Below are 22500 nucleotides of genomic sequence, written 5' to 3' on the forward strand. Positions count from 1 at the left end.
GCCCCGCGCGCCCATGCTGTAGCGGCCTGCCCCATGTCCAAACCCCACCTCACCTGCGTCGGCGCCGTGGCGGGCGCGCACGGCGTCCACGGCAACATCAAGGTCAAGGCCTTCACCGCCGATCCGGCCGCGTTCGCGGCTTACGGGCCGTTGCTGGACGAACGCGGCGAGCGTCTTTTCACGCCCAAGACCGCCCGGCCGGTCGGCAAGTTCTTCTCGCTGTCCGTGACCGAAAAGTTCACCCGCGAACAGGTCGAAGCGATGAAATCGACCAAGCTCTACGTGCCGCGCGACGCGCTCCCGGAGCCGGAGGACGAGGAATACTACTATGCCGATCTGGTCGGTCTGACGGTCGAGGACCAGAACGGCGCGGTCGTGGGAGAGGTTCAGGCCGTGCATGAATTCGGCGCCGGCGACACGCTGGAGATCAAGCCGCCATCGGGTCCGAGCTTCTATCACCCCTTCACGAAAGCCCATGCGCCGAGCGTCGATCTGGCCGCTGGACGCCTCGTCATTGTGCGCGAAGAGGCCGAGGAGGCCCGCGGCGATGGGGCGCCTCCGGAGTAGAGGCCTGCGCTGCGCGCAGGCATTTTGCAATGTCCCGTTTGCGGCTCTGCGGGGCGCCCCGATTTTGTCCATGAGCGAGAATTAACGCGTCTCCGTGCTTTCGCCCTGACAAGCGCGCCTTCGATGCGCTAGGCTGGCCGGGATGAGCGTCAATCCCGATATCGTCACCACCCCGCCCAAACTGATGCGCGCCATCCGCGCGGCGATGGAAGGCACGGAGTCGGTCCAGGAACGGCTTGACGATTTCGTCACCGCCATCACGTCGTCCATGCGGGTCAACGTGGCGTCGATCTACCTGCTGCGCCAGAAGGGCGATGTGGGCGGGGAGCTGGAACTGTCGGCCACCAAGGGTTTGAAACGCTCGTCGGTGCACCGCACGCGGCTCAAGCCCGGCGAAGGGCTGGTCGGCCATGTCGCGCTGACGGCGCGGCCCATCAATTTGGCCGACGCGCCGTCCCACCCGCTCTTTTCATACCGGCCGGAAACGGGCGAAGATCCCTACAAGTCCTTCCTCGCCGTGCCGATCCTGCGCGGCGGACGCACGCTCGGCGTGCTGGTCGTCCAAAGCAAGGAGGCGCGCACATTCTCCGAAGACGAGGTCGAGGACCTGCTGACGGTCGCCATGGTGCTGGCCGAAATCATCGTCGACGACGAACGGATCGGCGGCAAGAAGGCGGCCCTGAAGGGCATCCAGCTGACCCAGACCAAACCGGAGACGATCTCCGGCAAGGCGTTCGCGCCAGGTCTGGCGCGCGGGCATGCCGTGCTGCACCGCCCGCCCGTCGCGCCGGCCAACCTGCTGGCGTCCAACATCGCGCAGGAAGAGCTGCGGCTCGAAGACGCGATCACCCGCCTGCGCGCCCATGTCGACGTCATGGTGTCGGGCGAAACCGCGACCCTGACGCGGGCGTCCAAGGAGATCTACGAAGTCTACCGCACCTTTGCCTATGACCGCAAATGGGTCGGCCGCTTGCGTGAGGCCGTCCACTCCGGCCTGACCGCCGAAGCCGCCGTGGAACGCACCCGCAACGAGCAGCGCGCCCGCCTGATGAAGGTGCGCGACCCCTATATGCGCGCTCGGCTGGGCGATCTGGAAGACCTGGCCAACCGCATGCTGCGCCTGTTGTCGGGCGAAACGGCCGCCCCGCAGATCCCCGACGATGCGGTGCTGTTCGCGCGCGATCTCGGCCCGGCCGAACTGCTCGACTACGATCACGACAAGCTCGCCGCGCTGGTGCTGGAGGAAGGCACCATGTCGTCGCACACCTCGATCATCGCGCGCGCGTTGAGCTTGCCATTGGTGGGCCGCGCGGCCGGCGTGCTCGACCGGGTGGAGACGGGCGACGACGTGCTGGTCGATGCCGAAGAGGGGTATGTTCACTTGCGCCCGCTCGACACGCAGCTGGGCGGCTTCCAGATGCGGCTGAACATTCGCGGCGAGATGAGCCGCGCCTACGACCAGCTTCGCTTCCGCCGCGCGGTCACGCAATGCGGGACGGAAGTCGATCTGATGCTCAATGCCGGCCTGCTGGTCGATCTGCCGCAACTCGATCAGGCGGGGGCGGACGGGATCGGGCTGTTCCGCACCGAATTCCAGTTCATGGTGTCCGATTTCATGCCGAGACTGAGTCAGCAGACGGACCTCTACCGCAAGGCGATCATCGCGGCGGGCGACCGGCCCGTCACCTTCCGCACGCTCGATCTCGGCGGCGACAAGATCCTGCCCTATATGGACCCCGTGCCCGAAGAGAACCCGGCGATCGGATGGCGCGCCATCCGCATCGGCCTGGATCGTCCGGGCCTGATGCGGTACCAACTGCGCGCGCTGGTCGCGGCCGGGGCCGGACGGCACTTGCGCGTCATGTTCCCCATGGTCACGACCGTGCAGGAAATGATCGATGCGCGCGCCCTGTTCGACCGCGAGATCGAACGCGCCAAGCGGCTGGGCCAGGAGCTGCCGGCCAAGGTCGAAGTCGGCGTGATGCTGGAAACGCCGGCGCTGGCCTGGCAGGTCAACCAGGTCTGCGACGTGGCGGATTTCGTCTCCGTCGGGGCGAACGATCTGATGCAGTTCTTCTTCGCCGCCGACCGCGACAATGCGCGCGTGGCCGACCGCTACGACCCGCTCTCGCCCGCCGCCCTGTCGATCCTGTCCTTCATCGCGGACGGCTGCCGGATCAATGATACACCGGTCTCCGTCTGCGGGGAGATCGCCGGACGTCCGCTGGAGGCGGCCTGCCTCGTCGCACTGGGCTTCGATACGCTGTCCATGCCGGTGACCGGGATCGGCCCGGTAAAAAGCGCGATCATGGCGCTGGATGCGAGGGCGCTGCGCGACCTCATCCTGCCCAACATCAAGGTCACGACGCGCCTGTCGTCCTTGCGCGACACGGTGCGGGCGTTCTGTCTCGACACTGGCGTGCCCGTCTAGAACGAAACTCCTCCGAGTTCCCGCGCGTAAGGATTCCCATGACGTCTCAAACGATCCGGCCCCTGAAGTTCGCCTCCGTCCCAGGTCTTGCCTTGGCGCTGGCCATGGGCCTGGCCTCCTGCGGGGCAGAAGTCGAAGAGAGGCCGGACGCGGTGGAGCTCGCGACCCGGCCCGAAGCGCCTGTGATCGTTTCGACCGGTGATGCGCAGCCAGCGGCATCCGATGCGGCGGCGGCGATGGATGCCGACGGCCGCGTCGTCCTGACCGTGGACCGCCTTGTCTCCGAAGACGCGGCCTGCCTGCTGATGATCGACGTGGCCAACGGCACGGACGCGGCTGTCACCGCCGGGCTGTTCGCCTTCGACGTGACCGGCAACGGCGAAAGTTCAGGCGCGAACATGTTTCCGCAGACGGCCGGGCCCGGCACGGTCGCCACGGCGCAGATCATCCTGCCCGGCGCGGATTGCGCCAACGCACTGGCCATCGAAGGCGGGCAGATCAATTGTCGCGTCGTGGACACGGGCGAGAGCTGCGTTGACATCACCGAACTGCGCGACGGAGCGATCGATTTCACAGCCGCCGACTGATCCCGCGACGCAAGGCGCGGCGACGGCGCGACTGCTGCCGCGCATCGCGGACGTAGCGGCGGCCGATTGGGACGCGCTGATCCCGCCAGGTGCGCATCCTTTCCTGACCCACCGTTTCCTGCACGCGCTGGAAGCGTCCGGCTGCGCCGCGGCGGAGACCGGCTGGGCCCCGCGTCATGTCTGGGTGGAGGACGAAAACGGCGTGCCGCTCGCCGCCGCGCCGCTCTACGCCAAGATGCATAGCCAGGGCGAATATGTGTTCGACCATGGCTGGGCGGACGCGCTGGAACGGTCCGGACTGCCTTATTATCCCAAGCTGCAATGTTCTGTCCCGTTCACGCCCGCGACGGGTCCGCGCCTGCTGAGCCACAGCCTGGACGGAAGAATGGCCGCACTGGCGACGATGGTGCAGGCGGTCGATCAGCTCGACTGTTCCAGTGTGCATCTGACTTTCCTGACGGAGGCCGACCGCGCGGCCTGCGACGACGCCGGATTGCTCCACCGCACCGATCGGCAGTTCCATTTCGTCAATCGCGGCTACGCCGATTTCGACGCCTTCCTCGGCAGTCTGGCCTCGCGCAAACGCAAGAACATCCGCAAGGAACGCGCCCGCGCCCAGGACGGCGTGACGATCCGGCGCCTGACGGGCGACGACCTGGAACCCCACCATTGGGATGCCTTCTACCGGTGCTATCTCGACACGGGGTCGCGCAAATGGGGACGGCCCTATCTGAACCGGGAGTTCTTCGCGCGCCTCCACGAGACCATGGCCGACGATGTGCTACTCGTCATGGCGTTCATGGACGACCAACCCGTCGCCGCCGCGCTCAATTTCATCGGCTCCGACGCGCTCTACGGCCGCTATTGGGGCGCGCTGGTCCACAAGCCCTTCCTGCATTTCGAGCTGAGCTACTACCAGGCGATCGACGCGGCGCTGGAGCGCGGCCTGCCGCGCGTCGAAGCGGGCGCGCAAGGCAAACACAAGCTCGCCCGCGGTTACAAGCCGGTCGCGACCCACAGCGCCCACTACATCGCCCATCCGGGCCTGCACGAGGCCATCGGCAACTATCTGGAGCGCGAACGCGCAGCGGTGGACTGGGACGTGAAAGCGTTGGAGCGACACGTGCCGTTCCGGAAAGGCGGCCACGCTTCGCGTGACTGATAGAGTGTGCCCCTTCTAGCTTGCGAGGGAGGCGGACTACGCCATAAACGTGATAGAGGGGGAACGGATTGAAAAAGGCGCGCTTAGCACGTCCTTCGTGAATCAGGCACGCTCCGCCGTTCGACCGGCCATCGAGGTCCGGCGGGGCGCAAGCGTGGAAGAGGTCGGGGACCATGCCCGCAGGTCCACAGGACACGTTAGGCGACATGTGGCGCCTGTATTGAGGGCGGCCTTTCGGCTTGGCCCCATGAGGTGCGCGACCTGCGGCGATGCCGGGCAAGGACGAATGATCGGCCTGCCGTTCGGCATGGTCACCCTGCAACCTCTTGTCCCCGCCGCTCGCGCGTCCTACGCGGGTCCTCATGTCCCTATCCGGCACCTATGACCCCGAAAACGTCTTCGCGAAGATCCTGCGCGGGGAGATGCCCGCCGCCATGATCGTGGAGGAAGATCACGCCGTCGCCCTCATGGATGCGTTCCCGCAGACGCGCGGCCATTGCCTGGTCGTGCCCAAGGCCGCCTCGCGCAACCTGTTGGAGGTCACGCCCAAGGATCTGGGGCGCATGTTCGGCTTGGTCCAACGCATCGCCAAAGCGGTCGATGCGGCGCTGGATCCGGACGGGATCATCGTGTCTCAATTCAACGGCGCCCCGGCGGGGCAGACCGTTTTCCACACCCACGTCCACATCATTCCGCGCTACGAGGCCTCCGACATGGCGGAACATGCGCGGGGGAAGACGGCCGACCGGGACGACCTGAACCGCCTTGCCGAGATGATCCGCGCCGCACTTGCCTGACTAGCGGCGGCCTTTGCCGGATCGGTCCTAGCCTGCCGCCGAAACGGCGTTGAGCACCATCAGGCGGCGACCATTATTCATGACCTCGAAGTCGATCAGTTCGCCGTCCGCCGTGCGGCCTTCGATCTCGTAGACCGTGTGGCCGTTGGGGCGGATGGAGCGTTCGACATATTGCGGCGTGGCGTCGGGATGGCTGAGGCGGAATTCCACCAGGACGGGCGTCTGGACCTGCGATAGCGGCGTCTCCCATTCGATTTCCTCCAGCGTACCGTCGGGCAGCACGTCGAGTTCCAGATGCAGCCCGTCCGCGTCCCGCGCGCCGAGTTCGAAGACCTTCACACCGTCTTCCATTTCGTAGCCGAACTCGGTGAAGGCGGCAGTCGGTGCGACGCTGCGCACGGTGCGCCAGACGGCGGGGGGGACATCGTCGCGGTCGATCCCGATATTGTCGGGCGTTTGGGCGATGACGGCCGTGGGCAGGGCGGTAGCGGCAAGAAGCAGGGAAGCCATGAAGGTGCGGGTCATGGGACGGTCTCCGGTAAGGCGCGATGACGGTTTGCACCGGGCGGTGCGTTCGCGCTGGCCGATAGTCGAGCTCCATGACAGGCGGACGGCAATCCCTTGAATCTTCGGCGACGCCTGCGTGAAAGCACTGACACAGTTCTTAACGAGGCATTCAAGCTCAAGGGTTTCGCGGACACCACGCAAGGTATTGGGTTGGAAAACCCTGGACAAAGGACGCAGCGCCGAGCGCTGCGTTCCGTCGAAAGCGGGCATGTCTCCTGCGTCTAGAAGGAGATGCCGGCGCCGGCGCTCACTCCGGCATAGCCGTTCGTGTCGAGCGTGCCGCCGATCTTGACGACTCCGCTTTCCGACGCGCTGGAAAAGCCGACGGCAAACGCCGTCTCGCCGCGATAATGGCCGATCGAGCCGCCGAACATGTTCCGGCCCCGCGTGATCGTCTGCGGGATGCCCGAGACGGCCAGCGCCGCCGCCGTGCCGGCGAAAGCTTCTTCGCGTACTTCCTCCAGGCTGACGGCCAGCGACTCCATGCCGAAGCCCAGTTCTTCCAGACGCTGGTCGGTGTAGGCGCGGGACTGGGCCAGCGTCGTGGACATGCCGTCCTGCAACTGGCCGAGATTGACGGCGTCGCTGCGCGCCGTGCCGTCCGCGACATTGCCGATGGTCGTGCCGCCAGCCCCGCCCAGCGTCACGCGGCCTTGCGCAGCGCTGTCATATTGGATCGACAGAGCGGTGGCCTCTTCGACCAGGCCTTGGACCTGGCGCAGGTTGGTCGCGTCGCTGGCCTGTGTTCCGGCCGCGACGTTGGTGATCTGGCGTTCCGCGCCGACCGAGCCGACGGACACGGAGCCGGCCGTGTCGAACGTGCCTGCGGTGCCGGGTGCGGCGACGCCGGTCTGGGGGCCGCGATCCGCGACGGAACCGTTGCCGAGCGCCACGCTGTTGGCCGCCGTGGCCGACGAACCCGTGCCGAGCGCGACCGCGCCGTCCGCACCCGCCGAGGTCGTGGCGTTATTGCCCAGCGCGACGGAATCGAGCCCGCCAGCCGTGGCGGTTTCGCCGTTCTGGCCCAGACCGGTGATCCGGTTGCCGCCGATCGAGATGCCGCCCTGGTCGTCGAGCCGCAGCGTGTCGGCGGTGAGGTTGCAGTCGTCTTCCGGCCCAACGACCGTGCCGTCGGTCGCCAAGGCTTGCAAGGTGACCGGCTCGCCAGCGGCGGCTGCAGCCAACAGAGCGCCTGCATCGATGTTGAGCGGGGCGAGAGCGGGTCCGGCCCCTGGCAGTCCGCCCAGAGCCGCGATCAGGGCGTTGACCCTGTCTTCAGTCGGCGTCACCACTCCGTTCACGACGGGCCCAAGTATTTCTGTGACAACCGAGGGTGGCAGGCTTACGCCCGTGCAGGCGCCGACCAGGGAATCCTGGGCATGTGCGGCCGACGGCATCATGAGCGCGGTGACCAGGCTGAAAGCGGATATGGAAAAGGCCGTCTTGCGGACGATCTTACGCGGTAGTTCGGACATCTCATGTCTCCAGATGAGTATGCCCCCCGGCGGCGCCCCCTGATGAGACACTGTGCTCCTGTCAATTTCGGCAAGGTTTTATAATGAACAAACCTTTAAGATCACTCGGAGAAACGTCTCAAGGTTGCATCCATATTCGTCCTAAAAGTGGTGGCGGGCGCGCTATATCGAAGGCATCGAGGACGGGAAAATTTCCTTACAGGAACAAGGCGGTCGCAGGGTTTTCGGTTTCTTCCCAGACCGGGAAACCGATGGCTGCCAGACTGTCTTCCAGCTCCGTTTTGTCACCCTTGGGCAACTGGAAACCGCACAGCACATGGCCTTCGGCCGCGCCGTGGTTGCGGTAGTGGAACAGGCTGATGTTCCAGCGCGCATCCAGCGCGCTGAGGAACTGGCCAAGCGCGCCAGGGCGTTCCGGGAACTCGACGCGGTAGACGGCTTCTGGCAGATCGCTCTGGGGGCGGCCACCGACCAGATGGCGAAGGTGACGCTTGGCCAGGCGGTCGCCGGACAGGTCGCGGGCCGTGACTCCGGCCTCGCCCAGCGCACCCATGACCTGCTCGCGTTCCGAGCCGCTCTTGATCTTCAGCCCGACGAGCAGATGGGCTTCATCCGCGTCATGGTAGCGGTAGGAAAACTCCGTGACCGCCCGGTGGCCGAGCGCCTCGACGAAGGCACGGAAAGCTCCGCGTTGTTCCGGGATGACGGCGGAGAACAGCATTTCCTCGCCCGCGCCCAGTTCGGCGCGTTCGACCATGTGGCCGATCCGGTCGAAATTGACGTTCGCGCCCGACACGGTCACGACGCAATCGCCGTCCGGCGCGCGGCCGTCCATGACGTCGCGGCGCAGCGCCGCCAGCGCAAGCGCGCCTGCCGGTTCGACCACCGTGCGGGTGGCTTCGAAGATGTCGCGTACGGCGGCGCAGATCTCGTCGTTCGTGACGGTCACGCAATCGTCCACCACATCGCGGCAGAAATCGAAGGTCAGCGACCCGAACCGCCGGACCGCGACCCCGTCGGCAAACCCGTCCACATGGTCCAGCGCGACCGGTTGCCCGGCGGCGAAGGCCGTCTTCAACGTGGCCGCGCCGACGGGTTCGGCAGCGATGATGCGCGTCTTCGGTGAGACCACCTTGGCATAGGCGCCGATGCCGGACACCAGCCCGCCGCCGCCCGTGCAGACATAGACGGCGCCGACCGGCCGGGCCGCCTGTTCGAAGATCTCCTTGGCGACCGTGCCTTGCCCGGCGATCACGTCCAGTTCGTCGAACGGATGGATGAAGACCGCGCCGGCCTTCCCGGAATGGGCCAAGGCGGCCTCGCACGCTTCGTCGTAGGTGTCGCCGACCAGCTTTATGCGTCCGCCCAGCGCCTCGACGGCGGCGATCTTGATGGGCGGGGTCGTGACCGGCATGAAGATCAACGCTTTGATCCCGTAATGGCTCGCGCTCATGGCGACGCCCTGGGCGTGATTGCCCGCGCTGGCCGCGCAGACGCCCCGGTCGCGGGCGATATCGCCCAGACCTGCCATGCGGTTGGCCGCGCCGCGGATCTTGAACGAGAACACGTCCTGCATGTCCTCGCGTTTCAGCAGGACGCGGCGGCCCAGCTCCCGGCTCAGGCGCGGGGCATGTTGCAACGGGGTGCGCCGGGCCAGAGCGTAAACCTTGGCGGCGTCGATGCGGGCGCGCAGATCGTGGATTTCATGCCGCATGACGCACTCGCTCCGCGACGCGCGCGCCGACATCGGACGTGGACAGGGATCCCCCCAGATCGCCCGTGACGTCGCCCGCATCGAGCGTCGCCTCGACGGCCTGCTCCACGGCGTCCGCTTCGTCATCCAGCCCGAAGGATAGCCGTAGCATCCATGCCGCCGACAGGATCATGGCGAGCGGATTGGCGCGGTCCAGCCCCGCAATGTCCGGGGCGGAGCCGTGGATCGGCTCGAACAGGCCGACCGCGTAGCCGTCGCCTCTCATGTCGCTGAGCGAGGCCGACGGGATGACGCCCATCGATCCGCACAGGACCGAGGCTTCGTCCGTCAGGATGTCGCCGAACATGTTCCCGGTCAGCACCAAGTCGAAATCGGTCGGGCGCGTCAGCATGTGCATGGTCATGGCGTCGACCAGCAGATGCTCCAGCTCCACATCCGGATAGTCGGCGGCGACGCGGTCCACCACTTCACGCCACAGGCGGGACGTGGCCAACACGTTGGACTTGTCCACGCTGGTGATCTTGCGGCGGCGGGTCATGGCCAGGTCGAAGGCCTTGACCGCGATGCGTTCGACTTCCGCCACCGTGTAGCGGCATTCGTCATAGGCCGTGTCGCGCCCCGACGCATCCAGAAAGCGGCCCTTGTCGCCGAAATAGATGCCGCCCGTCAGTTCGCGCATGACGATGAAGTCCGTGCCGTCCAACCGGTCGCGCTTGAGCGGGGCGCGGTCCAGCAACGCCGCATAAGGCTTGCAGGGCCGGATGTTGGCATAGAGGTTCAGTCGCTTGCGCAGGGGCAGCAGCGCGCCGATTTCGGGCCGGGCTTCGTTGCGCAGATGATCCCATTTCGGCCCCCCCACCGCGCCGAGTAGGATCGCGCCGGTGCGCTGGCAGGATGCGAAGGTGGCATCCGGCAGCGGCGCTTCGCCCGCATCGATGGCGGCTCCGCCGATCAGCTGGTGGTCGGGCGAAAGGCCATGGCCGAACCGGTCGCCCACGGCCTCCAGCACGACGAGCGCCGCAGCGCCGACTTCAGGCCCGATCCCGTCGCCGGGAAGGTAGGTGAATTCGATGTCAGCCATAATGTCTCGTCTCATCCCGGGTTCGACGACCCTGCCCCGGACTCCGGTCCACGGACCCAAGATCCGCAAGGGTCATCGGATCCGGGATGAGGAATCCTCTTTTCTGGTTTCGAACGCGGCGATCGCGTCGCTTTGCTGTTCCAGATATCCGAGCTCGTCCACGCCTTGCATCAGGCAGTGACGCGAGAAGTCGTCCACCTCGAAATCGTAGGTGCCGCCATTGCCGGGCAGGCGGATCTGCCGGGCGCCCAGATCGACCGTCACTTCGGCGCCCGGATGGTCGAGCAGCCAGCGATGGGCGCGGGGATCGATCACGATGGGCAGCAGGCCGTTCTTGACCGCATTGCTGCGGAAGATGTCCGCGATTTCGGAGCTGATGACGACGCGGAAGCCGTAATCGCTCAGCGCCCAGGGCGCATGTTCGCGCGAACTCCCGCAGCCGAAATTGTGCCCGCCGACGAGGATCCGGCTGGCCTGTGCGTCCGGCGTGTTCAGCAGGTGGTCCGTCGGGCTGCCGTCGGCGGCCCAGCGCCAGTCGTTGAAGGCATGCACGCCGAGTCCGTCGCGCGTGGTGACGGACAGGAAACGCGCCGGAATGATCTGGTCCGTGTCGATGTTCTCGGTCGGCAGGACGACGGTGCGGGAGGTGAGTGTGGTGAGGGGTTCAATCACGCGATGTCTCCTGCCGCCGGGCGAGAGTGCGCGCGGTTCGAGCGCGGTGCATCCGTGTGCGCCGCTCGTCCCTCGCACTGTCTTCCTCCACCCGGATCATGAAATGAAGGAAAGCAAAGATTGCAAGGCTGGGGGCCATGATCAACATCGCGAGGACGAGGGCGCTCATTCTTCCAACCCCGCCACGCTCGTCACATATCCCGCCACCGCACTCGCCGCCGCCGTTTCCGGGCTGGCCAGCACGGTCCGCGCGCCCGGTCCCTGCCGTCCGGCGAAGTTGCGGTTGCTCGTGCTCACGACCAGCTCGCCGGGTTCCGCCTTGTCGCCATTCATGGCGATGCACATGGAGCATCCCGGCTCTCGCCATTCCGCGCCCGCTAGCCGGACGATCCGGTCCAGCCCTTCGGCTTCGGCAGAGGCTTTCACACTTTCGGACCCCGGCACGACGATCATCCGCACATGGGGGGCGACGACCCGGCCGCGCAGCACATCGGCCGTCGCACGCATGTCTTCCAGCCGCCCATTGGTGCAGGACCCGACGAAGACACGGTCCACGTTCTGCGCGGACAGGCGCTCGCCGGAGCGGACCTTCATGTAGGTGAGGGCCCTTTCGTCCGCCTCGCCGAAAACGTCTGGGATGAGGTCGTCGACAGGGGCGGCATGGCCCGGATGGGTGCCGTAGGTCGCCATGGGACGAATGGCGGACGCGTCCATGCGGACGGTCTTGTCGAAGGTCGCGCCGTCGTCGGTCCTCAGTGCGCGCCAGCGTTCGACGGCGGCGTCGTAGTCTTCAGGCGCATGCGGCCGTCCGCGCAAATATCGATAGGTCGTCTCGTCCGGCGCGATCAGACCGCAGCGCGCGCCCGCCTCGATGGACATGTTGCAGACCGTCATCCGGCCTTCCATGCTCATCTGTTCGAACACGCGTCCGCGATATTCCAGCGCGTAGCCCGTACCCCCGCCGACGCCGATTTCGGCGATGATGGCCAGGATCACGTCCTTGGGCGTCACGCCCTGGGACAGCTCGCCCTCCAGCTCGATGGCCATGGTCTTGGGCTTGCGCATCAGAAGGCACTGCGTCGCGAGCACGTGGCCGACCTGCGTGGTGCCGATGCCGAACGCGATAGAGCCGAACGCGCCGTGAGTGCTGGTGTGGCTGTCGCCGCAGACGATGGTCATGCCTGGTTGAACCGCGCCCAGCTCCGGTCCCATCACATGGACGACACCGCGCGCGTCACTGTCCCAGCCATGGGTCTCGATGCCGTGCGCGGCAGTGTTGGCGAGCAAGGTCGCGACCTGGGTGCGGGACTGCTCGGATACATAGAGCGGCTCGCCAGTCTCGTCCTTCAGGGTCGGCGTGGAATGATCGATCGTCGCCAGCGTCCGGTCCGGACGGCGCACCGGAAGACCGCGCTCGCGCAGCACGGTGAAGGCCTGGGGCGAAGTGACCTCATGGATCAGGTGCAGGTCGATGTAGAGCGTCGCCGGATTGGCGCGGCTCTCGGGCGTGACGACATGCGCGTCCCAGATCTTGTCGAAGAGGGTCTTCACTTTTGCCAACTCCACCGGGCCGTTTTGAGAAACGGAATGGAGCCGATTCCGAGACAGAAACCTACGCAGGCAATTTGGACGACCCTATAGGAATATGCCGTATATATATAAAGCAGACATGCGGCTGCGGACGAGAGCGACCATAAATAGTCAAGTGCGTTGAGAGGTTTCATCAATGCTGCGCCGCCAGTTTGCCTTGCCGAACGGCGCGCCGCTCGATCCGGTTGATGACGTCGAGCCACGCCTGCGCGCTGGCCAGCACCGTGTCCGTGCTGGCACCGCGACCTTGATAGCTCTCATATTCGGTCGCCACGCGCACGGTCGCTTCGGCCATGGCGTCTTCGCCGCCTGAAACGGAATTCACGCTGTAATGCTCCAGCTGCATCGGCGTGTCGGTGATCTGGCTGATCGCGTCGAAGACAGCGTTCATCGGACCTTTGCTGCGGCTGACATGTTCCTCGCGGCGGCCGTCCGCGTGGGATAGCATGACGCGGGCCTCCGGCATGCGGTCGGCGTCCGATCCGGCGGAGACGGACAGGCTTTCGATCTCCCACGGGCCGCTCTGTCCGACCGCTTCGCCCAGCATAAGCGCCTCGATGTCGCTGTCGAACACTTCCTTCTTGGCGTCCGCCAGTTCCTTGAAGGCGACGAAGACGGATTGGAGCTGGTTGTCCGACAGGGTGAAGCCGAGTTTGCTCGCCCGGTTTTTCAATGCCGCCCGTCCCGAATGTTTGCCCAGCACCAGATTGTCCGTGCTGACGCCCACATGTTCAGGCTTCATGATCTCGTAGGTTTCCCGGTTCGCCAGCACGCCGTGCTGGTGAATGCCGGACTCGTGCGCGAAGGCGTTTTTGCCAACGATGGCTTTGTTACGGGGCACCATCTGGCCCGTGATGGCGGAGAGCAGCTTCGATGCCCCATAGAGCCCTTCCGTGCGGACATTCGTGTCCAGTCCGAAGAAATCCTTCCGGGTCCGGAGCGCCATCACGACTTCCTCCATCGCGCAATTACCCGCGCGTTCGCCGATGCCGTTCAGCGCGCATTCCACCTGCCGCGCTCCACCCCGAATGGCGGCGAGCGAATTGGCGACGGCGAGGCCCAGATCGTCATGGCAGTGAGCCGACCAGATCACCGTGTCCGCGCCCTCGACTTCGGTCGTCAGAAAACGGAACAGGTCTCCGATCTCTTCGGGCGTGGTGTAGCCGACCGTGTCGGGCATGTTGATCGTGGTCGCGCCGGCGCGGATCACGGCCTCGCAGACGCGTTTCATGTAGTCGCGCTCGGTCCGGATCGCGTCTTCGCAGGAGAATTCGACGTCGTCCGTATATTGGCGGGCCAGTTCGACGCCTTGCGTCGCGCGACGCACGATCTCGTCCTTGTCCATTTTCAGCTTGAATTCGCGGTGCAGCGGGGATGTGGCGATAAAGGTGTGGATGCGGCCGGACTTGGCGGGCCGGATCGCCTCGCCCGACGCTCGGATATCGCCGTCGTTGCAGCGGGCGAGCGAGCAGACGGTGACGTCCTGCACGGCTTCCGCGATGGCCTTGATGCCCTCGAAATCGCCGGGCGACGCGGCGGCGAACCCCGCTTCGATCACGTCCACGCGCAACCCCTCCAGCGCCTCCGCCATGGCGAGCTTCTGCCCGGCCGACATGGAAAAGCCGGGCGCCTGTTCGCCGTCGCGCAGAGTGGTGTCGAAGATTTTGACGGCGGGGGTCATGAGATGCGTTCCGCCCTCAAAATCTTGTAGCGGCGCAGTAGCATCAAGTGGGAAACCGAAACCCATATGACGAGAACGATGCCGCCCAACTCGGCCATCAGACCCCAAGGTCGGCCACCGCCTGTCAGCCAGGCAATAGTAAAAGACGCGGCCCCGAAGAGCCCTGCCGTTTGTAAGGCGATCACGATGTAGAGAATGTATTCTCGCGTAATCATCCAGCTCGCTCCGCCCGCTTGCGCCGCCCGACCTTTTCTGCGCTCACCACATTGTAGAGCCGCTCCAACTGGCGGCAGAGAATATCCAGATTGCGCGGCCCGCCAATATCCTCGATCCGCACCAGCAAGTCGAAATCCCCGTCCACGCGCTGCGTGCAATGCACGTCGCGATAGTCGTAGCCCCGCCGCTCGATCGTCCCGAGCGCGCGGATCAGCGTGCCGGACACGTCGTGCAGCACGACCTTGAGCGTGCCGGACACGCCGGAGGGTCCGAAGGTCTTGTCGCGTTGGAGTTCAGTCATCGACTTTTCCCGTCACCTCTCGTGCCGACCGGATCATGCGCACTGCCATTGCGCTCAAGGATGAAGCGTTTGGATGGCGGGCCAATCGGGCGATGATAATGGCGACAAGGCCGAGAATCAGCCCTTCGAGAACATATCCAAACAAGCTTCCAAGACGCACTAGCCGGTCCCACACAGTGGGTTCGGTCGTGCTCATCGAGATGTTCATCGTGGTAATCATGTTTCCGAACGCCCAGATGAGCGTGAACGCGATCAGAAACCAGCCGCAGATTTCGAGTGTGTAGCTAAGTTTTTTCATTTCTACCGCTCCATCATATCCGCATTGGACCGCCCCGGAGGGACGAGGGGCCAGACGTTCTCGTTCGGGTCGATCTTGACGTGCATCAGGACGGGGCCCTTCGTCGCTAGCAAACGGTCGATGCCGGCATCGACTTCGTCGGCGGTGCGCACGAGGAAGCTCTCGATGCGGAACGCCTCGCCGACTTTCGTGAACTCCGGATTGTCGTCCAGATTCACTTCGGAGAAGTTGCGGTCGAAGAAGACTTCCTGCCACTGCCGCACCATGCCGAGCGCGCTATTGTCGAGCAGCACGATCTTGAGCGGGATGCCGTAGCGGTGCAGCGTCTGCAGCTCCTGGATGTTCATCATGATCGAGCCGTCGCCGGAGACCGTGATGACGGTGCGGTCCGGCGCGCCGAGCTTCGCTCCCAATCCAGCCGGAAGGCCGAAACCCATCGTGCCGAGGCCGCCCGACGTGATGTGGTCCTTGGGGTCGTCGAAATAGCAATGCTGCGCGACCCACATCTGGTGCTGGCCGACATCGCAGGTGATGATGGCGCTCTCGGGCGCGCGGCGTGACAGATCGTGTAGGAGCTTTGGCGCATAAACGCCCGGTGCGGCGTTTTCCTGCGCGCCGTCATAATCCCATTCATGTTGCGTGCGGCGCGAAAAACACAGGTCCCGCCATGGCTGCACTTGCGCCTTCTCGTAAGGCTCGTTTCTGAACGGGTCGAGCGCGGCGAGATTCTTCTTCAGGCTCCCGTCGAGAAACACATCCGTCGCGCGCAGCTTGGAATTCTCCGCCACGTCGATATCCATGTGGATGACCTTGGCGTGCGGAGCGAACGTGTCGAGCTTGCCGGTCGCCCGGTCGTCGAACCGCGCGCCCGCCACGATCAGCAGGTCGCATTCCTGCACGGCATAGTTGGCCGCCTTCAGCCCGTGCATGCCCAGCATTCCCAGATAATGCGGATGATCCGATGGCAGGGAGCCGAGGCCCTTTAGGGTGGAGACGACTGGAATTTCCGTGCGTTCGACCAGCTCTCGCAATTCCGCGACACCGTCGCCCTGCGCGATACCGCCGCCAATATAGAAGAGCGGCTTGTCGGCCTGACGGATCAGCGCTTCGGCCTTGGCGATATTGTCCGACGTGCCCATTTCGGGTTTCTGTTTCGGATAGGGCCGCCAGCGGTGACGCTCCGTCGTGACGGCGTTGGCGACATCCTTGGGCAGGTCGATCAGAACCGGGCCTGGGCGGCCTTCGGCGGCGATGAAATAGGCTTCGCGCACCATGCCGGGAATGTCGGCCGGATCGCGAACGATGTAGCTATGCTTCACGATCGGCATGGTGATGCCGACAATGTCGACTTCCTGAAAGGCGTCCGTGCCCATCAGATCGGACGGCACTTGCCCGGTGATGAAGACGACCGGAACGCTGTCCAGATAGGCGTCGGCGATGGCGGTGACGAGGTTCGTCGCGCCCGGGCCGGAGGTCGCCAAGGCCGTTCCAGTCTTTCCGGTCGCGCGGGCATAGCCGATGGCCGCCATGCCGCAGCCCTGTTCGTGACGGCAGAGGATATGGGTCAGGGACGTCTTGGGAAGCACGTCATAGACGGGCATGATCGCCCCGCCCGGATAGCCGAAAATGATGTCCACGCCTTCGCGCTCGATCGCTTCCAACAGAAGCTGAGCGCCGGATTTCGGATCGCGGTCGGAATAGACCTCGGTGGCCTGCTTCTCGAATTTCGTGGCTGTGGTCATGAGATTGTCTCGCTTTGCGAGGCTGAGGTTTCGTCACCCCTTCCGACCTCACTGCGTTCGGCCACCTTCCCCCTTAAGGGGCACGGAGCGTCTTTGATCGGTCGTCCTGTGGACGGCCGATAGCGCAGTGCCGCACGGCCTCGCTGTGCGGTCCGAAGCGCATTGCGCTTCGGCAACTCCGCTACAGACATCCAAAGGGATGTCTGCTTAACGCTCCATGCCCCCTTGAGGGGGGAGCTGGCCGCGAAGCGGTCTGAGGGGGTGATACGGCTGGGCATGAGGGCTAATTCACATCCTTATCGATGATCTTGTTCGCCGCGATCCACGGCATCATCTCGCGCAACTTCCCGCCGACCTGCTCGATGGAATGGGCTTCCATGTTGCGGCGGCGAGCGGTCATGGACGGGTAGCCCATCGCACCTTCCATGATGAACTCCTTAGCGTAGCTGCCGTCCTGAATGTTTTTCAGGGCCTGACGCATCGCTTTGCGAGAGCTTTCATTCACGACAGCTTCACCGGTCACATATTCCCCGAACTCCGCATTGTTGGAGATGGAATAGTTCATGTTCGCGATGCCGCCTTCATAGATGAGGTCCACAATCAGCTTGGTCTCGTGCAGGCACTCGAAATAGGCCAGCTCTGGCGGATAGCCCGCTTCGACCAGGGTCTCGTAGCCCATCTTGATCAGTTCGACGACGCCGCCACACAGCACGGCCTGCTCGCCGAACAGATCGGTTTCGGTCTCGTCCTTGAAGGTGGTGTAAATGATCGCTGTCCGGCCACCGCCAATGGCGGACGCGTAGGACTTGGCCGTTTCCAGCGCCGCGCCGCCATTGGCGTCTTGGGCCACCGCGATCAGGTCGGGAATACCGCGGCCCTGCTCGAACTCATTGCGCACCGTATGGCCGGGCGCCTTGGGCGCGACCATGATGACGTCGAGGTCTCGGCGCGGGACGATCTGGCCGTAATGGATGGCGAAACCGTGACCGAAGGCCAGCGTCGCGCCCTCCTTGATGTTGGGCTCGATGTCCTCGCGATAGATCTGCGCCTGCCATTCATCCGGTGTCAGGACCATGACCACATCGGCACCCTTGACGGCATCGGACGTGGCGACGGACTCCAGCCCGTCGGCCTTGACCTTCTTGTTGGTGGCCGAGGTCGGTTTCAGGCCAACGACGACATCGACGCCGCTATCCTTCAGGTTCAGCGCATGGGCGCGGCCCTGCGATCCATAGCCCAGCACGGCGACGCGCTTGCCCTTGATGATGTCGACGTCGCAATCCGCGTCATAGAAAATTTCGATACTCATGAGTGGATCCTGTTTAAGAAAGCTGACCCCTCTCCCTGGAGGGAGAGGGTGCCCGAAGGGCGGGTGAGGGTGTTGGACGATCGGAGGGCGCCAGACGTGGCAACCCCCTCATCCGGCCTGCGGCCACCTTCTCCCCGCCGGGGAGAAGGGAAGATCGAATACGCGGTCACGATGCATCTCCGAAAGGAAAGCTCGTCACCGCGCCCTTGGACGCAGAGCCGACGAGAGCGGCGAATTTGGCGTAGGCGCCGGAAGTGTCGCGCGGCGGAGACGGTTTCCACCCTTCTGCGCGCGCGGCGAGATCGGCGTCGACATTGATGGTCTGGGCTTCCACATCGATAGTGATGAGGTCGCCCTCCTCGACGAAGGCAATCGGGCCGCCATGTGCGGCTTCGGGGGCGACGTGACCGATGACGAAGCCGTAGCTCGCCCCGGAAAAGCGGCCATCCGTGATGAGCGCGACATGATCGGCCAGGTCTTGCCCGACCAGCGCGGCCGTCACGCCCAGCATTTCGCGCATGCCGGGTCCGCCGCGCGGACCTTCATTGCGGATAATGACGACGTCGCCCTTGTGAATGCCATTGTTCTGGACGACTTCGAAGCACGCTTCCTCGGACTCGAACACGCGGGCGCGGCCTTCGAAATGCAGTGCGCCGTGGCCTGCCAGTTTCACGACACAGCCTTGGGGTGCCAGATCGCCATAGAGAATACCGTAGCCGCCGCGAGATTTGACGGGGTCGTCGAAGCTGCGAACCACGTCCTGACCGTTGGTTTCCGATGCCGCCTCAATCTCTTCGAACAAAGTGCGACCCGTGACGGTCTTCTGATCCTGGATCCGCCCATCCGCGACCAGGCGTTTGCCGATCAGGCCCGATCCGCCTGCGGTGTAGAGGTCCGCGGCCATGTAGCGCCCGCCGGGTTTCAGATCACCGATGACGGGCGTCGTGCGGCTGACATGATCGAAGGCGTCGATCTCGAAATCATTGATGCCCGCTTCCGTCGCGATGGCGAGCAGGTGCAGGATGGCATTGGTCGAGGCCGCCGTGGCCGACAGAGCGATCGCCGCGTTCATCAGCGACTCTTTGGTGATCATCTCGCGCGGCTGGCGGTTCTCGTTCACGCAGTCCACGACGCACATGCCGGCGTCATAGGCGGCGCGGGTCTTGTCCTCGTGGATGGCTGGAATGTCGTTCGTGCCCATGGGCGACAGGCCGAGAAAGGTCATGGCCATCGCCATGCTATTAGCCGTAAACTGCCCGCCGCACGCACCCGCGCCGGGGCAGGCGGCTTTCTCGATGTCTTTCAGTTCGTCCTCGTCGATGATCCCGGCGGCACAGGCGCCGACAGCTTCGAAGACGTCCTGCACGGACAGATCCTTGCCGTCATGATGACCGGGCATGATCGAGCCTCCATAGAGCACGACACCGGGCACATTCATTCTGGCGAGCGCCATGCCCGCCGCCGGTATGGTCTTGTCGCAGCCGACCAGGATGATGACGCCGTCGAGCGAGTGACCGCGCACGGCCAGCTCGATGGAATCGCAAATGACTTCGCGAGACATCAGGCTGGCGCGCATCCCGTCGCTGCCCATGGTGATGCCGTCGCTGACCGCGATGGAGTTGAAGTCGACCGGCGTCCCGCCCGCCGCGCGGATGCCCGCCCGGACCGGAACCGCCAGCTGGTCGAGATGCATGTTGCACGGGCCCATATTGGTCCAGGTGTTGAAGACCGCGACGATCGGACCTTCGAAACTTTCGTCGGTCATGCCGGATGCGCGCAGCATGGCGCGCGCCGCACTGCGGTCCCGGCCTTTGACGATCGCATCAGATCGCTTGTTCATGGTCATTCCTGCATCGGGGCGCAACGAACGCATAAAAAAACCCGCCTCGGATGGGCGGGTTGTTCGTCGGCCTGTGAAAACTGCCTACAACCCGTTCGCAACCCCGATGAGGAGTACGACTAGACCAGCAATCAGAATAAGCTCGATGCCCATCCCTTGGATGCGGGCTTCGACCTTCACTCTGGGCTCGTCTTCGCGAAACGGGTTCATGGGAGCCTTAAACCTTAAACCTTAAACCGCGCATCGGCTCAAGGAAAAAATCTACTACGGATTTGTGGAATTTCCCAAGCAATCATGATTTCATGCCTCGATCAGGGTCGTATGGAGGCAAGGGATTTCTCCAGCGCGTCGAGCAGGTCGTCCTCTGCCTCGATGCCCGTCGAGATCCGGATCAGGCTTTCATCCAATCCGGCGGCGGCGCGCGCTTCGGGCGCCATGCCCCGATGGGTCATGGTGGCGGGCTGGCAGATCAGGCTCTCGACACCGCCCAAGGAGGCAGCGAGTCGGAACAGCGCAATGCGCTTCATGACGGATGCGGCCGCATCCGCCCCACCATCCACTCGGAAGGACAGCATGGCACCGGGTCCGGATTGCTGCTGCGTGGCCAGTCCGGCATCCGGATAGTAGACATCCGTGACGGCCTCGTGAGCCCGCAAGAAGGCGACGATGGCCTTGGCGTTGTCCTCGGCCGCGTTCACGCGCAGCGCCAGCGTGCGCAGGCCCCGCAGCGTCTGATAGGCATCGAAGGGCGATCCGGTCAGGCCGACGGCGTTGGCCCACCAAGCCAGCCGTTCGGTCAGCGCGTCCGTCTTCGCCACAACCACGCCGCCGACTACATCGCTATGGCCGTTGAGATATTTGGTCGTCGATTGCACGGCCATGTCCGAGCCCAGCTCCAGAGGGCGTTGGCGCAAGGGGGTCAGGAACGTATTGTCCACGACGGACAGGGCGCCCGCTTCCCGCGCAAGGTCGCAGACGGCCGCCACGTCTGTCAGTCGCATCAGCGGATTGCTGGGCGTTTCGACCATCACCAGATCCGTGCCGGGAGTCACAATGGCGCGGACGATGTCCAGATCGCCTTGGTCGACGAAGTCGCAGCGGATCTTTCCCTGATCGTGCCGGGCGGCGAGCAGCCGGTGCGTGCCGCCGTAGCAGTCATGCGGCGCCACGACATGCGCGCCGGACGGCAGCAGGTTCAGCACCAGATCGATCGCCGCCATGCCGGAACTGGTCACGACCGCGCCCGCCCCGCCGTCCAGTTCCGCCAGCGCATTGGCCAGCAGGTCACGGTTCGGATTGTTCGTCCGCCCGTAATCGTAAGGCCCCTTGGAGGCCACGTCGGCTTCAGGCCAGACATAGGTGGACGACAGGTAGAGCGGCGGCACGACCGCGCCGTAAGCCGGATCCCAGGCGATGCCGGACTGGACGAGTTTGGTGGTGGGGGAGGTCATGTCCAGATGTCTTTCATGAACGCCGCCAGTCGCGGCTCCATCGCGTCATATTCCTTGAGGAACGCATCGTGACCGTAGAGGGAGGTGAAGGTGAACAGCTCGCTGTCGCCTGCCAGGCGGTCGCGCAGTTCGCGCATGTCGGGCAGGGGAGCGAGCTGGTCCGAGATGGCGGTCATCAGCAGGGTCGGCGTGTCGATGGTTTCCGGTTCGACGCGGTGCAGGTCGATGGACTCGGACAGGGCCAGGAAACGCGCAGCGTCCATATGCGCGGCCAATGCGTCGCCGCGGCTGCCGAGATAGTCGCAAATGTCGAAACTTACGGGAGCCGTGCCGGTTTCTTCCAAGGCGAACCGGTCGGCGAATTCCTCGGGCGTGCGGTAGGTGGTCATGGCCAGTTCGCGCGCCAGTTTCAGGCCCGCTTCGGGGCGTCCGGCGTCGAGCGCCAATCGCACCACGCGCCGTTGGATGCCGCGCCAGGCCACGCCGATCGGATAGGGTTTGTGGGCCGCGCCGATGATGCAAAGACGTTCCACGGCGTCCGGATAGTCGCGGGCGAAGGCCAGCGCACACATGCCGCCATAGGAACTGCCGATGACGGCGCGGGCCGGGCCCAGATCGTGAGCGTCCAGCAAAGCCTTGAGCCGTGTGGCCTGGTCTGCTGTCGTGATGGTTTCCGGACAGTCCAGCCCGCCATCGTTCGGCGCGAAATCCAGGCCAAGGACCTGCACGCGGTTCAGATCGACCGCACCGCCGCGCCGGACCAGTCGCGACCACCAACCCCGATCCTTGGGCGGGCCGTCCGCAACGTGCCGCGTCGCCGAAATCCCGCCGAGCACGATGACGAGCGCAGACCCATCGGGCCCATAGAGGCGACCTCGCACGACATCGCCGCGCATCGCGCAGCCGCGCGACAACATCCAGTCGCCGAGGGTCGTTTCGATGTCGCGAGCCTGCACGGACCGCCTCCCGATGCGGTGCGCGGCCATGCGAGAGGAAGGGGAGGCCGCCCGGGCTGGGCG

Annotated in this window: 20 protein-coding genes; 5 read left to right on the plus strand and 15 right to left on the minus strand. The window is 64.9% G+C overall.

The features are described 5' to 3' along the window. Positions 1-33: 33 nt before the first annotated feature. The 5 genes from rimM to Q0718_RS07700 all read left to right on the plus strand — a co-directional run bounded on the left by rimM (position 34) and on the right by Q0718_RS07700 (position 5544). Entirely contained in the window at positions 34-567 is a 534-nt protein-coding gene (rimM, locus tag Q0718_RS07680; protein WP_298915889.1) for a ribosome maturation factor RimM, read from the plus strand. A gap of 142 nt (positions 568-709) precedes the next feature. Beyond that, positions 710-2998 (plus strand): phosphoenolpyruvate--protein phosphotransferase, encoded by a 2289-nt coding sequence (gene ptsP / locus Q0718_RS07685; protein WP_298915891.1) that lies wholly within the window; start codon positions 710-712, stop codon positions 2996-2998. Positions 2999-3036: 38 nt separating this feature from the next. Continuing rightward, the gene (locus Q0718_RS07690) at positions 3037-3585 is read left to right on the plus strand and encodes a hypothetical protein (RefSeq protein ID WP_298915894.1); all 549 of its coding nucleotides are present in this window, start codon (positions 3037-3039) and stop codon (positions 3583-3585) included. Continuing rightward, positions 3533-4747, plus strand: a complete 1215-nt coding sequence (locus Q0718_RS07695; protein ID WP_298915897.1) for a GNAT family N-acetyltransferase — start codon at positions 3533-3535, stop codon at positions 4745-4747. The genes Q0718_RS07690 and Q0718_RS07695 overlap by 53 nt, the downstream gene beginning before the upstream one ends. A 362-nt stretch (positions 4748-5109) precedes the next feature. After that, the gene (locus Q0718_RS07700) at positions 5110-5544 is read left to right on the plus strand and encodes an HIT family protein (RefSeq protein WP_298915900.1); all 435 of its coding nucleotides are present in this window, start codon (positions 5110-5112) and stop codon (positions 5542-5544) included. A 27-nt stretch (positions 5545-5571) separates the two neighbouring features. Here Q0718_RS07700 and Q0718_RS07705 read toward each other — a convergent pair whose 3' ends face one another. From Q0718_RS07705 to Q0718_RS07775, 15 genes are all read right to left on the minus strand, one after another. Next, on the minus strand, positions 5572-6069 hold the full coding sequence (locus tag Q0718_RS07705) for a hypothetical protein (RefSeq protein WP_298915903.1): 498 nt from the start codon (positions 6067-6069) through the stop codon (positions 5572-5574). A gap of 263 nt (positions 6070-6332) precedes the next feature. Beyond that, a complete protein-coding gene (locus Q0718_RS07710) occupies positions 6333-7586 on the minus strand; it encodes a YadA-like family protein (protein WP_298915906.1) in 1254 nt (417 codons plus the stop codon). A gap of 196 nt (positions 7587-7782) precedes the next feature. After that, on the minus strand, positions 7783-9300 hold the full coding sequence (gene ilvA, locus Q0718_RS07715; RefSeq protein ID WP_298915909.1) for a threonine ammonia-lyase, biosynthetic: 1518 nt from the start codon (positions 9298-9300) through the stop codon (positions 7783-7785). Beyond that, positions 9290-10381, minus strand: coding sequence for a 3-isopropylmalate dehydrogenase (leuB, locus tag Q0718_RS07720; protein WP_298915913.1), 1092 nt, complete (start codon positions 10379-10381; stop codon positions 9290-9292). Before leuB ends, ilvA begins: the two co-directional genes overlap by 11 nt. A gap of 72 nt (positions 10382-10453) precedes the next feature. After that, positions 10454-11050 carry a 3-isopropylmalate dehydratase small subunit gene (gene leuD / locus Q0718_RS07725; protein ID WP_366523849.1) on the minus strand — a complete coding sequence of 199 codons (597 nt, stop codon included), beginning with the start codon at positions 11048-11050 and terminating at the stop codon, positions 10454-10456. A 168-nt stretch (positions 11051-11218) separates the two neighbouring features. After that, positions 11219-12613: a 3-isopropylmalate dehydratase large subunit gene (gene leuC, locus Q0718_RS07730; RefSeq protein WP_366523850.1), complete on the minus strand. Its 1395-nt coding sequence runs from the start codon at positions 12611-12613 to the stop codon at positions 11219-11221. Positions 12614-12776: 163 nt separating this feature from the next. Continuing rightward, positions 12777-14324: a 2-isopropylmalate synthase gene (locus Q0718_RS07735; RefSeq protein WP_298915919.1), complete on the minus strand. Its 1548-nt coding sequence runs from the start codon at positions 14322-14324 to the stop codon at positions 12777-12779. Continuing rightward, positions 14321-14539: a hypothetical protein gene (locus Q0718_RS07740; RefSeq protein ID WP_298915922.1), complete on the minus strand. Its 219-nt coding sequence runs from the start codon at positions 14537-14539 to the stop codon at positions 14321-14323. Before Q0718_RS07740 ends, Q0718_RS07735 begins: the two co-directional genes overlap by 4 nt. Next, positions 14536-14841 (minus strand): ACT domain-containing protein, encoded by a 306-nt coding sequence (locus Q0718_RS07745; RefSeq protein WP_298915925.1) that lies wholly within the window; start codon positions 14839-14841, stop codon positions 14536-14538. The genes Q0718_RS07740 and Q0718_RS07745 overlap by 4 nt, the downstream gene beginning before the upstream one ends. Continuing rightward, on the minus strand, positions 14834-15139 hold the full coding sequence (locus tag Q0718_RS07750; protein WP_298915928.1) for a hypothetical protein: 306 nt from the start codon (positions 15137-15139) through the stop codon (positions 14834-14836). The genes Q0718_RS07745 and Q0718_RS07750 overlap by 8 nt, the downstream gene beginning before the upstream one ends. Positions 15140-15141: 2 nt before the next feature. Then, positions 15142-16881 (minus strand): acetolactate synthase 2 catalytic subunit, encoded by a 1740-nt coding sequence (ilvG, locus tag Q0718_RS07755; protein ID WP_298915930.1) that lies wholly within the window; start codon positions 16879-16881, stop codon positions 15142-15144. A 283-nt stretch (positions 16882-17164) separates the two neighbouring features. Then, the gene (ilvC, locus tag Q0718_RS07760) at positions 17165-18184 is read right to left on the minus strand and encodes a ketol-acid reductoisomerase (protein WP_298916555.1); all 1020 of its coding nucleotides are present in this window, start codon (positions 18182-18184) and stop codon (positions 17165-17167) included. A 172-nt stretch (positions 18185-18356) separates the two neighbouring features. Beyond that, positions 18357-20036 carry a dihydroxy-acid dehydratase gene (locus Q0718_RS07765; RefSeq protein WP_366523851.1) on the minus strand — a complete coding sequence of 560 codons (1680 nt, stop codon included), beginning with the start codon at positions 20034-20036 and terminating at the stop codon, positions 18357-18359. 305 nt (positions 20037-20341) lie between these two features. Continuing rightward, positions 20342-21481 (minus strand): PLP-dependent transferase, encoded by a 1140-nt coding sequence (locus Q0718_RS07770; protein WP_298915934.1) that lies wholly within the window; start codon positions 21479-21481, stop codon positions 20342-20344. Further along, the gene (locus tag Q0718_RS07775) at positions 21478-22437 is read right to left on the minus strand and encodes a homoserine O-succinyltransferase (protein ID WP_298915937.1); all 960 of its coding nucleotides are present in this window, start codon (positions 22435-22437) and stop codon (positions 21478-21480) included. Before Q0718_RS07775 ends, Q0718_RS07770 begins: the two co-directional genes overlap by 4 nt. Positions 22438-22500 lie beyond the last annotated feature (63 nt).

Source organism: uncultured Algimonas sp. (assembly GCF_947498175.1).
Classification (GTDB): domain Bacteria; phylum Pseudomonadota; class Alphaproteobacteria; order Caulobacterales; family Maricaulaceae; genus Litorimonas.

What these genes read in the sequence shown, in the direction of transcription:
- rimM (WP_298915889.1), top strand. Translation starts at nt 34, where the DNA reads ATGTCCAAACCCCACCTCACCTGCGTCGGCGCCGTGGCGGGCGCGCAC.
- ptsP (WP_298915891.1), top strand. Translation starts at nt 710, where the DNA reads ATGAGCGTCAATCCCGATATCGTCACCACCCCGCCCAAACTGATGCGC.
- Q0718_RS07690 (WP_298915894.1), top strand. Translation starts at nt 3,037, where the DNA reads ATGACGTCTCAAACGATCCGGCCCCTGAAGTTCGCCTCCGTCCCAGGT.
- Q0718_RS07700 (WP_298915900.1), top strand. Translation starts at nt 5,110, where the DNA reads ATGTCCCTATCCGGCACCTATGACCCCGAAAACGTCTTCGCGAAGATC.
- Q0718_RS07705 (WP_298915903.1), bottom strand. Translation starts at nt 6,069, where the DNA reads ATGACCCGCACCTTCATGGCTTCCCTGCTTCTTGCCGCTACCGCCCTG.
- Q0718_RS07710 (WP_298915906.1), bottom strand. Translation starts at nt 7,586, where the DNA reads ATGTCCGAACTACCGCGTAAGATCGTCCGCAAGACGGCCTTTTCCATA.
- ilvA (WP_298915909.1), bottom strand. Translation starts at nt 9,300, where the DNA reads ATGCGGCATGAAATCCACGATCTGCGCGCCCGCATCGACGCCGCCAAG.
- leuB (WP_298915913.1), bottom strand. Translation starts at nt 10,381, where the DNA reads ATGGCTGACATCGAATTCACCTACCTTCCCGGCGACGGGATCGGGCCT.
- Q0718_RS07735 (WP_298915919.1), bottom strand. Translation starts at nt 14,324, where the DNA reads ATGACCCCCGCCGTCAAAATCTTCGACACCACTCTGCGCGACGGCGAA.
- Q0718_RS07740 (WP_298915922.1), bottom strand. Translation starts at nt 14,539, where the DNA reads ATGATTACGCGAGAATACATTCTCTACATCGTGATCGCCTTACAAACG.
- Q0718_RS07745 (WP_298915925.1), bottom strand. Translation starts at nt 14,841, where the DNA reads ATGACTGAACTCCAACGCGACAAGACCTTCGGACCCTCCGGCGTGTCC.
- Q0718_RS07750 (WP_298915928.1), bottom strand. Translation starts at nt 15,139, where the DNA reads ATGAAAAAACTTAGCTACACACTCGAAATCTGCGGCTGGTTTCTGATC.
- ilvG (WP_298915930.1), bottom strand. Translation starts at nt 16,881, where the DNA reads ATGACCACAGCCACGAAATTCGAGAAGCAGGCCACCGAGGTCTATTCC.
- Q0718_RS07765 (WP_366523851.1), bottom strand. Translation starts at nt 20,036, where the DNA reads ATGACCATGAACAAGCGATCTGATGCGATCGTCAAAGGCCGGGACCGC.
- Q0718_RS07770 (WP_298915934.1), bottom strand. Translation starts at nt 21,481, where the DNA reads ATGACCTCCCCCACCACCAAACTCGTCCAGTCCGGCATCGCCTGGGAT.